Below are 13,676 nucleotides of genomic sequence, written 5' to 3'. Positions count from 1 at the left end.
CCTTCCTCAAATGCAGCGGCAACTTGGGCCGCATGACACTTCGCGGTATGGACAATGTTGCCAAACGCTACCTGATGCATGCCGCTGGCTACAATCTTGGTCTGGTGATGCGTCATCTGTACCGGCACGGCACTCCCAGAGAGATGGCCGGCCTGGTTGTTCGTCTGTTTTGGCCTGTAGGGAGCCTTGTATTGCTCCTCGTAACCGGATTTCGCGCTACGGATAAAATTCCTCCAGGGCATGTTTTGACCGGTGCCGGTTTGTCTTGATCGGCTTGGCGTGCCGTACCGAGTGCATGCTCCCGGAAACATGGCTTTTTCAACGGGCTGATAAGTGGCTCGGGAAGCAGTTGGATCAATACCGGCCATTTTTTTGTGGGGAACGAGGGTGAGGGTATTTTGACCATCTCATCGGGAGGTTCCTTAAGGGATATCGATGGTTACGTCGGCACAGAAGCCAATGCCGAAGGGACCGCGACCATCACAGGTTTGGGATCGTCATGGGTGAACACCGGCGATTTTTTTGTGGCTCACAACACCGATTCTACCGGAACAGTCACGATTTCCGATGGAGCGACTGTAAGTGATGTTCAGGGCCTTTTGGGAGATCTTGTCGGATCCAATGGAACCTTGACCGTCACGGGATCAGGATCGCTGTGGTCAAGCAGTAGTGACGTCAATGTCGGACGGTTTGGAACAGGGACGTTGACCATTGCAGATGGCGGACGGACAGAAGGGAACAGAGGATTCATTGGCAACGAAGCGGGATCATCCGGCACCGCCGTCGTAACCGGCACGGGGTCGGTCTGGTCTACAGTTGGAAGATTTGTCGTCGGCGTGGACGGCAGCGGTATACTCACAGTGGCAAACGGTGGCAAGGTCAGCACAGGTGAGATCGATATTGCCTACAGTGCGGGTTCGTCGGGTATTCTCAATGTTGGAGCCGCCGCAAATCAGACTGCGACAGGGGCTGGAATACTTGATACGGATCGGGTTCACTTTGGTTCTGGCAATGGGCAGTTGAATTTCAATTTTACAGACGTCTCATATACCCTTGATGCCTCGATCGATGGTTCTGGTACAATTTCTCTCTATTCTGGCGACTTGTACTTGACGGGTGCGAACGAGAATTTCACAGGGAGCACCAACATCTTCAATGGCGTTCTTTCGATCAATGGAACGCTCGGGGGAGACGTATTGGTCCATCCTGGAGGGGAGCTGAAAGGATCGGGCATGATCGGCTCGATTTCGATTGGATCAGGGGGAACCTTGGCTCCCGGCAATTCCATCGGGGTCCTGCATGCGGGAGACGTTACGCTTGCTTCCGGTTCAACCTATGAGGTGGAAGTTGACGCCGCCGGCAACAGCGACCGGCTCATCTCGACAGGAACTGTCACCATCGGCAGCAGCGCCTCCGTCAACATTACCCCTGAGAACAAAACCGATGATGGCAGCACCTACGATCCTTATACCATTCATACGATCATCAGCGCCGAAGATGGCGTGATCGGCACCTTCGGCACCATCAGCGATAGTTTTGCTTTTCTCGATGTGGAATTGCGCTACGACGCCAATAATGTGTACCTCGGATTGTTGCGCAACAACGCTGATTTTTCAAGTATTGCCCGGACACAAAACCAAAGAGCCGTCGCCGATGTCGTTGAAGCGCAGGGGACGGCCGGTGCGTTGTACAGGGCTATCCTGCCATTGAGCGTCAGCGGCGCTCGCAACGCTTTTGACCAACTTTCAGGGGAGATGTACGCCTCAACGAATAGTATGCTCCTCGATGATAGCCGCTTTATCCGGGAGGCACTTTTTTCCCATACTCATTTCACCCCATCGGCAAAGACAAGCGATCAAGATGGGGTGACCGATCAGAGTGAGCGGTATGTGGTATGGGGCGCTCCCTTCGGATCATGGGGAGACTGGGCTGGAGATAGCAATGTGGCGTCGCTCGATCGTTCCATTGGAGGCGTCGTCGCCGGGGCTGATGTCATGCTTGGTTCCTCATGGCAAGTCGGCTTGGCGATCGGCTATAGCAATACCGATTTTGATGTCGACTCCCGTTCTTCGTCCGGATCTGCAGACAGTTACCACGTTGGAACGTATGCATTGAAACAACTTGGAGGGTTGGATCTCGTGCTTGGTGCCGCCTACAGTCGGCATCAAATCGATACAGACCGGACCGTGCAATTCAGTGGCTTTCGAGATGATCTCCAAGCCGATTACGATGCGGATACTGCACAACTGTTTGGTGAGATCAGCTATCATTACAAAACAAAGACCGGCTTGGTTGCACCTTTTCTCAACCTTGCCTATGTGAATTTGAATACCGATGGTTTTACGGAACACGGTGGCGAGTCCTCCCTACAGGTCGCTTCGTCGAGCCAGGATGTGGTGTACACCACCTTTGGATTTCGCGCGGAAAAGCAGGTCAGTATTGGCGGCAAGCTTCTGAAACCGAATGGCTCTCTGGGTTGGCGTCATGGATTTGGCGATAACATTCCGACCGGAGACTATGCTTTTGCAAGTGGAGATGACTTTACCATTGAAGGGGTCTCCGTTATTCGTAATGCAATTGTCGGAGAGTTCGGACTTGCCCATGACCTCACCGAAAATGCCACTGTCAATTTTGCCTACAATGGGCAGTTTTCCTCCGATATCAACGACCAAGGCATCAGGGCGACTCTTGTCGTCAAGTTTTAAATAAAGCAGCATGGTGCATTTGGCGATCCAGTCGCTTCAAGGTCGCTGTCCCCGTTGTTCGCCCGTGGCGAAACGACCTCGTTTGCGAGGAGGTTTTGGCTCTCTGGCAGCCTTCTTCGCCGGTTTCTCACCGGAGAACGAGGACAGGGCGAGGTGGTGATTGGAAATGGCACCGATCAGACCGCCGCCAGGAGTCATCGGAACGGAGGGAGTTAAAGATGAGTCGCCGCGGCAGGCCCGCCAGTCCAGCCATTGAACGATGACACCGGCGGCGATCAGTCGTTTCAGAATGGCGGGCAGGTGCCCGGCACAGTCGAACCGATGCCGGGCACGATCCGGTTCCGCAACGCGGGCAGCCATCGCATCCAGGGCGAAAAACACCGCAGGTCGACCGGATAGAGCAGAGCCGCCGCATGCAAATCGGTCATCAGTTCAGCCCAAAACGTTCAGCACTCCGACGGACGACTTGGTTCTCACCGTCACCGAGCGTCATCCAGGAAAAACCGGTTGAAGGATGACGATGAGCAGTTCCAGGGACAACATGGTGGATTCACTGAGATTATCACGAGGGAGTTGAGATAGAGGGTATAACCAATCCTTGCGCACGGAGCGTTACCCGAAGGCCTGTCGGTTTTTTGCCGTCCCGGTTACCCGAGAGTCAGCAATGGGGAGTGGCCCTTTCCGCTTGTTGACAGTGGGTTGTGGCCAAGAATGGACTGGCCTGCAAGCATCGACACGCCAAGGCATCCTGCCCACGGCCGACGCCCGTTCTTCTTGGCCATGCTCTGGACGAGCAGGAAATCGACGTCCTCGTCGTCATCGAGCAGAGGCTTGCTGCCATTTTCGAATTCGTCAGGGTTCATGCCATGCTTGGCTGTTTTTCGTCATTTCTTTTTTCCCTATAAGGGTCAATTATTATTGTCTGCCGCACAACCGTTTGGTATTGATTGCCTTCTACCGGGAAGAATCATTCCCATTTCATCCAAGGGCAGGCTCTGCCCCTGCAATTCCACGTTCAAGGAGGACAGCCGTGAACAGAACTTTTTTCCATCTGCTGCCGCTCTGCCTGATGTCGGCACTCTTGGTCGGCGGTTGCGCTGCAACCAAAAAAGCTGAGGAAGCCCAGGGTCTACCGGCCAGGGAATCGGTGCAGGAATCCGGGCAGCTTGTGTATGAAGGCGAAATCACCTCCGTCTCGGAACGGGCCAAATCCATATCAATCGTTGTCGGCAAGGGCGATGCCGCCAAGGTGATGATGGTCAAGTTCGATGGCAAGACCAAAGGCATGAGCAGTGTCGCCAAGGGGCGCGCGGCCAAGGTCTTCTATGAGATGCGCGGTGACAAGGACGCCTACGCCACCGAGGTTCAGCTCAAGCTGGCCAAGCTGCCCGAGGGAATCACCGAGATCAGGACGGCGGAGCTGGCGCAACTCATCAAGGATAATGCCGCCTTGATGGTGTACGATTCCAGGCCCAAGGCCCGCTACGACCAGGCACATCTGCCCGGCGCCATCTCCCTGCCCTTGCCCAAGCTCGAGGAGCGGCAGGCGGCGGCTCTTCCCAAAGACAAAAACACACCGCTGGTTTTCTATTGCGGCGGCATCACCTGCCCCTTGTCGCCGGCGTCGGCGGCCATCGCCAAAAAACTGGGCTACACCAATATCCGGGTGTACAACGAAGGCGAGCCGGAATGGACCACGGCCCTCTTGCCCACCTATTCCACCAAGGACTTCATCCTCAACGGCAACGTGGTGGTGATCGACCTCCGTCCGAGCCAGAAGGCGCTTGCCGGCCGGATCAAGGGGGCCTACAGCGTGCCCTACGAATCGCTCGAGGACAAGCTGGGCGACGTGGCCCGCAATGCCCCTCTGGTCCTCTACGGCGACCGGGAAGTGTTCGAGGTGGTGAAGGAACTCCGCGGAGACGGCTTCAGTTCGGTCACCCTGGTCGAAGGCGGCTACGAGGGCTGGGTCAAATCCGGAGGCGCAATCGAGAAGGGGCCGATTTTTGCCACCGAGATCAAATGGGTGCGAAAACTCGGCAAGGGCGAGGTGTCGGTGGCCGACTTCCGCAAGGCGGTTTCCGGCGAGGATAAGGATGTGGTCGTCATCGATGCCCGCACCAAGGAGGAAGTGGCGGAACTCGGCATCTTCAGGAACACCGTCAACATCCCCTTGGACGAAATCCCGGCCCGGATGAACGAACTGCCCAAGGACAAGAAAATCTACGTCCACTGCTCCACCGGCGCCCGTGCCGACATGGCGTACAACGAGCTGATAAACGCCGGGTATAACGCAAAATTTCTATTGCTCAACATCCAGGACGCCGAATGCGACTGCGAGATCATCAGGCCGTGACGAAAGCTGTCGCCTGACCAGCGGCAGGAGCCATGCCCGGTCGCGAGGGGACTGGTCCGAAACGGACGGTCCCCTTTCGTTTTTCCGGGAACGAAAGCAGGGTAGCTCCAGCGGGCCGAGCAACCCGATCAGTCCGACCATGTCGGACAGCGGCACCCGCACGACATCGGTCGAGCTGGTGGTTCAGGAGAAACGCCCGACGACCATTCCCACTTCTGCCTCTTCTTCAGACATCGGGGCAGAGCCTCCCGCTCTTGCACGCTCACGACGAGACGACCATATACCGCGACGAAGGACCTCTGCCGGATTTTTTCAGCAAGCCCTTGGCGACCAGATCGCGCAAATCGTATTGAGCGGTGCGCACCGAAATCATCTCGCCCACCGCTGCCTGATATTCGCTGCGGGTGACCACGCCGTTTCGGGTGATCGTAGTCCACGCCCTGCGCTGGCGGGGATTGAGCATCATGCTCAGGCCATCCGAATCCCGGAAATCGGCCAGGTATCCCTCCGGTGGCGCCCCGGGCGGAGTGATCGGCGAGATGGGCTGCGGCAAGGCGGGAAGCACCGGTTCAGCTTCCAAGGGAGCATTCGTTTCGCCGGCGCCATCAGCACTTCGTTCGTCGAAAAGGATATGATCGGCAAGCAGCAGGTTGCCCTCGGCAAAGGCCAGGGAACGGGTGATGCAGTTGCGCAATTCCCTGATATTGCCGGGCCAGTCATACTGCATCAGCTTTTCCAGGGCGCCGCGGCTGATCTGCTGGGGCGGCAAACCGGACACCATCGCGTTTTCCTCCAGGAAGGCCTTGACCAGAACCGGAATATCCTCCCGCCGTTCGCGCAGGGGCGGGGTGTTGATCGTGATGACCGCCAGTCGATAATAGAGATCCTCCCGAAACGAACCGGAAGCGGCGAGTTGCATGAGATCGACATTCGTGGCGGCGACGATGCGGACATCGAAGGCCACGTCCTGGTCGGAACCGAGCGGGCGGGTACGCCGGACGGACAAGGCGCGCAACAGCACCTGCTGCACCCTGGGCGAGGCGTTGCCGATCTCGTCAAGGTGCAGGGTTCCGCCCGATGCCGCCACAAAGGCCCCCTTGCGGTCCGAATGCGCCTCGGAAAACGCACCCTTGACGTGGCCGAAGAGCGCATCCATCAGCAGGTTCTCGTCCAGCGCGCCGCAGTTGATGGAAATGAAAGGCCCCTGCGACCGGTGGCTGACCCCGTGGATGGCCTCGGCCGCCAGCTCCTTGCCCGTGCCGGTCTCGCCGACAATCAGCACATCGGCCAGCACCCGCGAGGCCTTGTGGATCTGCTGCCGTAAATTGTTGACCGCCCTGCTGCCGCCGATGATCCCGTACAACGGCAAGGCCAGCAACCGGGAATCGAGCAGGGGATTCATGCGGATCTCCTTGTCCAAATCCACGGGTTGGCGCGCCCGATCCCCTTCCATGAACCCTTCGTGCAACAGCGAATCGCTTCGCGCAATGCGCAATTGGGTCAGCAGGATATTGATCGATCGCTGGAACAGGTTGATTTCGACAAAAAGCGGTTCCAGGGCCAAAGGCGGGGCCTCGTCACTGCCCACCCGCAGTTCGACCGCCTCGCGCAATCGTTCCAACTGGCGGTGGAAGCAGTGACCGATGAAGTACATGGCGATGAAGACGAGGATCACGGCGACAAGCAGGCAGACTGCCAAGGTGCCGGCAATTCTGTATGTCGAGGCCATGAAGACAAAGCTGGCATCGACACAGCCGATGCCACCGATAATGCGCTGGGAATCCGGACTCTCGGAAAACACGACCGGAACATAGCTGAGATACAGGGTCCGGTCATTCGAAGAGGGGGTCAAAAACGGTCTGGAAACAAGCAACTGCCCTGATTTTCCGGCCTGAATGTCGGCCACCATGGCCCAATACCGGTCATGGACCGAGCCGGGACGGAAGGCGGTGGTGAATCCGGGCCGACCGACATCACCGGGCAGGCCCATGCGCAATTGATCGACGGAAAGTTCTCCCCGGGAATGATCGGGCGATTCGGACTGAAACAGCAGCCAACCGGACGCGTCGAAGAAAAAGGTCTTTTTCTGTTCGCTTTCCTGGGGATGCAGAAAAAGTGGGGAATGCTTGGACGTATGGAGGGAAACGATATCGCGCAAACTCATGAGATCGACTGAGAGGGTCAATTGCCCTTTATACTGATTGTTGTCGCCGTACACGGGCGCGGTCAGCCGGATGACGTAAATATTGAGCGCGTTCATGGCCCCCCGGGCGAGAACCGAGGGATAGACCACTTCGATGGGATCGCCGATCTGCATGTGTCCCGGCGGTTTTCCCATCATTTGGTCCTGGCTGGAAAAAATACCGAACCGGCCGCCCATGGCCTGATCGATGGGTACATTGACGACCTCCGCTCCGGTATTCAGCAACACGAAACGCTCGTCCGCTGCCAAACCCTGAAAAGCGATTTCCCGATAACGGTTTCGTTCCTGCGGAGCCGTGTCTTCCCAGTGATGTATCATCGCCTCCGGAGTGAGCGGCATCCTCGTCAGGAAATCCAGCTCGTAGCTGGCGGCTATCAATAACTGATTCATTTCATGGGCCTGGGCCAACGCGCGGATCTGCGCGTTCCGGGAATAGGCCTGATCCAGATACTCGGCAACAATCTGATAGGTGAGCACCACTATGGCCGTCAGGATCACGCTCATCAACAACGTGCCGATCAAGACCAGAAACTTGCCGACGCTCCAGGCAAGAATCGATCCCTCGACCTGAATGATGGGCTCCAGCAGGGGCGGATGGGAATAGCGCATACGCTTTTCTCCTTGCGATATCTTTGCGCTCAACAACGCAACGCTGTTCCTTTTTTAGCACAAAAAGCGCAAATGCGCAACGCATCACCACAACATGCCGAATCAAAAAGATTAATTTTATGCGCTATAAATGGCATGCCTTTTGGTTAATGCCTGACAGCTTGTGCACTCTCCGGGAGCTGCTCTCCCCCGTTGTGTGTAGCCGGCCGATCTGAGCGCCCAGACTCCCCCTCTGTTGCGCTCAGATCTCATTCCAGAGTCACCCGGTTCAAATACAACCGGAAGCATGTAGCGAAGCATCCACGCACCCCTACAATGAACAACAAGGAGGAAGACAATGAAACAACGTTTGCAGCGGTTATGGTGGACGGTCCTGGGCCTGATCCTGTTCGCGCCAAGCCTGTCCCTGGCGGCGGGTGGCGGCGGTGCGCCCATCGTCATTGTGGCGGATACCCGCAAGCTGGACGGCGTCATGGCATGGTGGGCCAACATGTACAATGAAAGCCACATGCAGTTCGCCATCCTGACCATTATCATCATTCCGGTCACCGGTGTTCTCTTCGGCATCCTGGCGGACATTGTCATGGGATGGATCGGCATCGATCTGAAATCCCGCGAACTGGCGGAACATTAATCCATCACAGAAAGGGAGCGACTCATGGACTGGCTTTATATCCTCATGCCCATTGCGGGCGTTAAAATTTTCTGGCCCGGCCTGATCATTCTCGGCGTCGGCGTCGGCATCATCGGTGGTTTCTTCGGCATGGGCGGTGCCTGGATGGTCACCCCCGGCCTGAACATCCTCGGCTTCCCCATGGCCTTCGCCATCGGCACGGACATCGCCCACATGGCCGGCAAATCCTTGATTTCCACCATGCGGCACGGTAAATTCGGCAATGTCGACTACAAACTCGGCCTCATCATGCTGGCGGGCACGGTCATCGGGTTCGAGGTCGGTGCCCAGATGGTCATGTGGCTTGAGCGGATCGGCTCGGTGGAGAAGGTTGTCCGCTGGCTGTACATCGCCCTGCTCGCCATGATCGCCTGGATGGTCTTCCACGATGTCGCCAAGCGACGGGCCAAGGAACGGGCCGCCGCCGCCAAGGGCGAAAAGCTGGAAGCCGGCGCCACCGGCGTCGAGTGGCACAAGACCCTGCATAAAATCAAGATCCCGCCGATGATCCATTTCAAGGAAGCGGGCATTTACTGCTCAGCCTGGCTGCCCATTTTCGTCAGCTTCCTGACCGGCTGGCTGGCCGGTATCCTCGGCATCGGCGGCGGCCTGATCCGCATGCCCGCCCTGATCTACATGGTCGGCTGCCCGACCCACGTCGCCGTCGGCACCGACCTGTTCGAGGTTGCCATCTCCGGTCTGTACGGTGCCCTCACCTACACCTACAAGGGCCGTACCGAGCTGGTCGCCGCCATGATCATGCTGATCGGCGCCGCCATGGGCGCCCAGGTGGGCGCAGTGGCCACCAAGTACATCAAGGGCTACGGCATCCGCATCGCCTTCGGCCTCGCGGTCATCGGCTGCGCGCTCTCCATCCTGCTCAAACTGGTCAAGCCCTGGCTGCCCAGTTACGGCAAGCTTCTTGACAACGCCTCCACCGTGCTGGTTCTCAGCCTGGTCAGCCTGATGTCGCTGTACATCTTCGTCCGGATGGTTGCGGGGGTGAAGGAAGAATTGCGCCGCAAGCAGCTGAGCGCTTAACCGCACGATTGGACAAGGAGAACCTACTTATGAAATGGACACACATATTGCTGTCGCTTGCCGCCGCCTCTTTGATCTTCCCCCTCGCGGGATGCAACAAGGAAGATTACCCGAAGGTCGAACAGGGACGGACCATCGCCTTCAACAAGGACACCAGGGAAGTGACCCTGATCCATGACAGCGCCATGGATCCCCAGAAACCGGTGTACGACGTCCTGCCGCCGTCGGCCTTCAAGCTGCCGACCGACCCGGCGGAAACCGGGCCCGAGCCGAAACCGGGTCAGCGGATGAAACTGGACACCGAGAAGAAGATCATCGTCATCTTCGACACCAAGACCCAGAAAATGGTGGATATACCGATCACCATCCTCGATCTGCAGCAGTCCATCAACCGAGAACACCCGCTGGTCTATGACAGCGAGGCCAAGAAGGCCAAGAAATTCCCGGTCATCGATCGGGAGAAGAAGGCGGTGACCATCTATTCCAACCGCCAGAGAATGCTGTGCACCTTCTCGATTCCGGACGAATATCTCAGCTATCCGGAAAGCACGTGGGATGCCGGCGACGAGGTGCGGCTGACCTACAGAACGCCCGGTCAGGCCCTGCGCTTCATGAACATCTCCAAGACCGATATCTACAAGAGATAACACCGTTCACCACTATCCGCGGGCGGAGCGCGTTCCGCCCGCGGTATCCCACAAGAGGCAGGCCATGTCGGAATACAGATTCTTTCTGCTGCACAAGCTGCTGGTGCTCGGCGTCAATATCCTGGTGCTCGCCGCCCTGGCCGTCGCCATGTATCGGGCTTCGCTCTACCCCGACGATTTCACTCCCACCTTTTTCAAGACCCTCTTCGCCCTGCTCATTCCCACCCTGCTCCTCGGCTTCATCGGCAAACGCGTGCTCGGCAAACGCCGCCCCGCCCTGATATGATCGCCGGCGCCCGGTACGTTCTCTGGCAAAAACGCACCGGCATCCTGGCCATGGTGTGCCTGGTCGGGGCGCTGCTGTCCCTGGCCGACGCCCTGGTCGGCGGCTTCGGCGGCTCGCGGGGGGTCATCGAACTGCTTCCGGACAGCCGATACCAGATCAGCGGCCCCATGCCGCCGCGGACCGAGGCGATCAAGGACTTTGTCATCGACGGCGAACCCAAGGACGGTTCGGTCCGGCTTCTGCCCGAAATCGTGTTTTCAGGATACTGGCTCGGCGGCAGCATGTGGCGCGGCCTCATCGTGGTGGCTCCCGACGCCCGGCAGGGCGATTTCGTCATCGCCGTCAAGGACCGGTTCGGCGAGAAACAGAATCCGAGCCTGGTCTTCACCGTGCGGATCTGGCCCGATGAGGCCACCTTGCATGCCCATTCCGCCTCCTTCCTCACCCGGAAGACCGGACGCAGTCCGTACCTGTTCGCCGTGAGCCTGGCGGTCGGCGGCCTGCTTGCCGGTGCCGCGAATTTTCTCTTCGGCAGGTTGTGGGCATGGCACCTCAAGTCCCATCACTGCGGCGAGATCTATAAACTGCGGCGGACGGACCAGGGCACGGAAATCACCTGCGAACTCCCCTGCGGCGACCTCCTGCGCCCCGGCATGGAAGGTGCCGTGTACCGCTCCACCGGCGAACCCCTCTGCACGGCGCGGATCGCGCGCTGCGACAACGGCGAGGTTCTCATGATGGTCGCCCCCTCCGAGCTTGTCCGCCTGGGCGACGTGGCCTGCGCCTTCCCCGAAACAACGGAGAACCCGCCAACGTGAGCCCGTTGCCTCCCTGGAAAAGTCGTTGACAACCTCCGGCATGCTTTGTAGTGATTACAGGCGGATAACAAATGATGCCATCGAAAGGGACATGAACGGACGCCACGGGTGCCGCTCCCCTTTCCCGCCTCCCGGGCGGACAGCCGATACAATAGTACAGCCATGGAACGAAATTATCGCAAGCTCTGGTGGCAGCACTGCCTGGCCATCATCGGCTTTTCCGTTATCCCGCTGCTGTTCGTCAACTTCTCCCTCTACAAGCTGTTCGACAGGATCTATACCGAAAAGGTCATGGAAAACCTGCGCAACTCGGCCGAGAACCGGCGGGATGCCATCGACCTCTTTTTCAGCGAGCGCATCGCCCAACTCTTCACCATCGCCAACACCAACACCTTTCAGCAGTTGACCGACGAGGACTATCTCAACAAGATATTCGAGATCATGCATGCCAAGTCCGATTCCTACATGGACATCGGCATCATCGACAGCGAGGGCCATCATCTCTCCTATGTCGGGCCCTATTACGAACTGCTCAAGCAGGTCAACTACAAGAACGAATTCTGGTTCAACGAGGTCAAGGCCAACGGGATCTATATCAGCGATATCTTCATGGGCTTCCGCAAGGCGCCGCACTTCATCATTGCGATCATGGTCCGCGAGAGAAGCGCCTCCTGGATTCTCAGGGTGACCATCAATCTGAAGAATATCGACGATATCATCCAGAAAGCCTGGACCGGCACCCTGAGCGACGCCTTCATCGTCAACCGGAAAAACGTCCTGCAGACCCGGCCCCGGTTCGGCGGCAATTTCCTTGAGGTGCCGGCGTTTCCGGAATATACGTCTGATTCGCTCAAGTCCCATCCCTATCCCGATTACAGTTCGATCGTGGCCAGCAAACTGGAGCGGGTGACCTACAGCGGCATGGACGCCTTCTTCGCTGCCGTTCCCATCCACAACACCAAGTGGATTCTGGTCATCAAGGAGAATCCGGATGAAATCCTCTCGCCGCTGGTGCAAGGCCAGCACTGGATGCTGCTCTTCACGGCGGCCGGCCTGGCGATCATCGCCACCGGAGCGGCCCTGTTCACCAATACCCTGATCAACAGGATCAAGGAGACCGACCGGGAGAACGCCGCCAATTCAGACATGCTCCTCCAGGCCAACAAGATGATCGCCCTCTCCAAAATGGCGGCCGGCATCGCCCACGAGGTCAACAATCCGCTGGCCGCCATCGCCGAAAAGGCCGGCTGGCTCAAGGATCTCCTGGCCGAGGAGGACATCGCCGGCAGCAAGAATTTCGCCGAGTTCGACGAATCGGTCGACAAGATCGAGCAGCATGTCGGACGGGCGCGGAAGATCATCCACAACCTGCTCGGCTTCGCCCGCCGGATGGAACCGGCCAAGGAAAAGATCGACGTCAACACCCTGCTCGACGAAACCACCGGCTTTCTCGAAAACGAGGCCCGCTACGTCAACATCCGCATCGTCAAGGAGTATGCCGACAACGTGCCGGTGATCACCAGCGACCTCTCCCAGATCCAGCAGGTGGTGCTCAACCTGCTCAACAACGCCATCGACGCCATCGGCCACGACGGCACGGTCACGGTGTCCACCCGCTACCACGACAAGACCGACGAGGTGGAAATCGACGTCGCCGACACCGGCAAGGGCATTGCCGAAAACGATCTGGACAAGATTTTCGATCCGTTCTTCACCACCAAGGAGGTCGGCAAGGGAACCGGCCTCGGCCTGTCGATATCGTACAGCATCATCGAAAAACTGGGCGGCAAACTGAAAGTCCAAAGCAAGGTAGGCACGGGAACGGTGTTCACCATTCTCCTGCCCAAACACTGAAGGAACACGATGGATACATTGCGGGTGTTGATTGTTGACGACGAGGACGATTTCCGGGAAACCATCGTCAAGCGGCTGAATGCGAGGAAAATCCAGGCGGAAGGCGCCGCCAGCGGCGTCAGGGCCCTGGAAATCCTCAAGGACAAGGATTTCGACGTCATTGTCCTGGACGTCAAGATGCCGGACATGGACGGCATTGAGACCCTGCGGCACATCAAGAAACTCAAGCCGGAAATCGAGGTCATCATGCTGACCGGCCACGCCTCGGTGGAATTCGGCCTCAAGGGGATGCAGCTCGGCGCCTTCGACTACGTCATGAAACCGGCGCCGCTCAACGAGCTGCTCGACACCATCGGCCAAGCCTACAACAAGAAGCGCGGCCTGATCCACTGACACCCGTGCGTGCGCGACGGCGTCAAATCCCCGAAGAGGCCGGAATCGCGCGGCGAATGACCGCGGTCCGGCGCGCAACGGACGGCATCGC

The 13,676-nt window shown here is 58.2% G+C and carries 12 protein-coding genes and 1 pseudogene; 10 read left to right on the top strand and 3 right to left on the bottom strand.

The features are described 5' to 3' along the window. Both Q362_RS23510 and Q362_RS22790 read left to right on the top strand, forming a co-directional pair. A pseudogene (locus tag Q362_RS23510) lies at nt 1–269 on the top strand (hypothetical protein); the annotation flags it as partial. Nucleotides 270–326: 57 nt separating this feature from the next. After that, nucleotides 327–2,705, top strand: a complete 2,379-nt coding sequence (locus tag Q362_RS22790; RefSeq protein ID WP_342670231.1) for an autotransporter outer membrane beta-barrel domain-containing protein — start codon at nt 327–329, stop codon at nt 2,703–2,705. A gap of 284 nt (nt 2,706–2,989) precedes the next feature. On the opposite strand, the gene Q362_RS23505 is transcribed toward Q362_RS22790, so the two are convergent. Next, the gene (locus Q362_RS23505; protein WP_157469963.1) at nt 2,990–3,133 is read right to left on the bottom strand and encodes a hypothetical protein; all 144 of its coding nucleotides are present in this window, start codon (nt 3,131–3,133) and stop codon (nt 2,990–2,992) included. A gap of 219 nt (nt 3,134–3,352) precedes the next feature. Then, a complete protein-coding gene (locus tag Q362_RS24045) occupies nt 3,353–3,568 on the bottom strand; it encodes a hypothetical protein (RefSeq protein ID WP_028318267.1) in 216 nt (71 codons plus the stop codon). 167 nt (nt 3,569–3,735) lie between these two features. Between Q362_RS24045 and Q362_RS23500 the strand changes: the two genes are divergently transcribed. Then, nucleotides 3,736–5,061 carry a rhodanese-like domain-containing protein gene (locus Q362_RS23500; RefSeq protein ID WP_169737384.1) on the top strand — a complete coding sequence of 442 codons (1,326 nt, stop codon included), beginning with the start codon at nt 3,736–3,738 and terminating at the stop codon, nt 5,059–5,061. A 262-nt stretch (nt 5,062–5,323) separates the two neighbouring features. Here the strand turns inward: Q362_RS23500 and Q362_RS0108065 are convergent, their stop codons facing one another. After that, nucleotides 5,324–7,873, bottom strand: a complete 2,550-nt coding sequence (locus Q362_RS0108065; RefSeq protein WP_028318265.1) for a sigma 54-interacting transcriptional regulator — start codon at nt 7,871–7,873, stop codon at nt 5,324–5,326. 337 nt (nt 7,874–8,210) lie between these two features. Here Q362_RS0108065 and Q362_RS0108060 point away from each other — a divergent pair, with 337 nt between their 5' ends. The 7 genes from Q362_RS0108060 (at nt 8,211) to Q362_RS0108030 (ending at nt 13,585) form a co-directional block, all read left to right on the top strand. Further along, nucleotides 8,211–8,507 (top strand): DVU0150 family protein, encoded by a 297-nt coding sequence (locus Q362_RS0108060; protein ID WP_028318264.1) that lies wholly within the window; start codon nt 8,211–8,213, stop codon nt 8,505–8,507. A 24-nt stretch (nt 8,508–8,531) separates the two neighbouring features. Next, entirely contained in the window at nt 8,532–9,587 is a 1,056-nt protein-coding gene (locus Q362_RS0108055; protein WP_028318263.1) for a sulfite exporter TauE/SafE family protein, read from the top strand. Nucleotides 9,588–9,616: 29 nt separating this feature from the next. Further along, complete coding sequence (locus Q362_RS0108050) at nt 9,617–10,234, top strand: DUF4881 domain-containing protein (protein WP_028318262.1); 618 nt, start codon at nt 9,617–9,619, stop codon at nt 10,232–10,234. Between the two features lie 64 nt (nt 10,235–10,298). Further along, nucleotides 10,299–10,520, top strand: coding sequence for a hypothetical protein (locus tag Q362_RS0108045; RefSeq protein ID WP_028318261.1), 222 nt, complete (start codon nt 10,299–10,301; stop codon nt 10,518–10,520). Next, nucleotides 10,517–11,338, top strand: coding sequence for a hypothetical protein (locus Q362_RS0108040; protein ID WP_028318260.1), 822 nt, complete (start codon nt 10,517–10,519; stop codon nt 11,336–11,338). Before Q362_RS0108045 ends, Q362_RS0108040 begins: the two co-directional genes overlap by 4 nt. Before the next feature lie 162 nt (nt 11,339–11,500). Further along, complete coding sequence (locus tag Q362_RS0108035) at nt 11,501–13,192, top strand: sensor histidine kinase (RefSeq protein WP_028318259.1); 1,692 nt, start codon at nt 11,501–11,503, stop codon at nt 13,190–13,192. Between the two features lie 9 nt (nt 13,193–13,201). Beyond that, entirely contained in the window at nt 13,202–13,585 is a 384-nt protein-coding gene (locus Q362_RS0108030; protein WP_028318258.1) for a response regulator, read from the top strand. The last annotated feature ends 91 nt before the right edge of the window (nt 13,586–13,676 follow it).

The sequence above is a fragment of the Desulfobulbus elongatus DSM 2908 genome (assembly GCF_000621145.1).
In the GTDB taxonomy this organism is placed as follows: Bacteria; Desulfobacterota; Desulfobulbia; order Desulfobulbales; family Desulfobulbaceae; genus Desulfobulbus; species Desulfobulbus elongatus.
Note: the sequence above shows the minus strand (reverse complement) of the source record. Positions and strands in the feature narration are given on the sequence as shown.

What these genes read in the sequence shown, in the direction of transcription:
- Q362_RS0108040 (WP_028318260.1), top strand. Translation starts at nt 10,517, where the DNA reads ATGATCGCCGGCGCCCGGTACGTTCTCTGGCAAAAACGCACCGGCATC.
- Q362_RS0108045 (WP_028318261.1), top strand. Translation starts at nt 10,299, where the DNA reads ATGTCGGAATACAGATTCTTTCTGCTGCACAAGCTGCTGGTGCTCGGC.
- Q362_RS23505 (WP_157469963.1), bottom strand. Translation starts at nt 3,133, where the DNA reads ATGACCGATTTGCATGCGGCGGCTCTGCTCTATCCGGTCGACCTGCGG.
- Q362_RS0108035 (WP_028318259.1), top strand. Translation starts at nt 11,501, where the DNA reads ATGGAACGAAATTATCGCAAGCTCTGGTGGCAGCACTGCCTGGCCATC.
- Q362_RS0108030 (WP_028318258.1), top strand. Translation starts at nt 13,202, where the DNA reads ATGGATACATTGCGGGTGTTGATTGTTGACGACGAGGACGATTTCCGG.
- Q362_RS0108055 (WP_028318263.1), top strand. Translation starts at nt 8,532, where the DNA reads ATGGACTGGCTTTATATCCTCATGCCCATTGCGGGCGTTAAAATTTTC.
- Q362_RS0108065 (WP_028318265.1), bottom strand. Translation starts at nt 7,873, where the DNA reads ATGCGCTATTCCCATCCGCCCCTGCTGGAGCCCATCATTCAGGTCGAG.
- Q362_RS0108050 (WP_028318262.1), top strand. Translation starts at nt 9,617, where the DNA reads ATGAAATGGACACACATATTGCTGTCGCTTGCCGCCGCCTCTTTGATC.
- Q362_RS0108060 (WP_028318264.1), top strand. Translation starts at nt 8,211, where the DNA reads ATGAAACAACGTTTGCAGCGGTTATGGTGGACGGTCCTGGGCCTGATC.
- Q362_RS24045 (WP_028318267.1), bottom strand. Translation starts at nt 3,568, where the DNA reads ATGAACCCTGACGAATTCGAAAATGGCAGCAAGCCTCTGCTCGATGAC.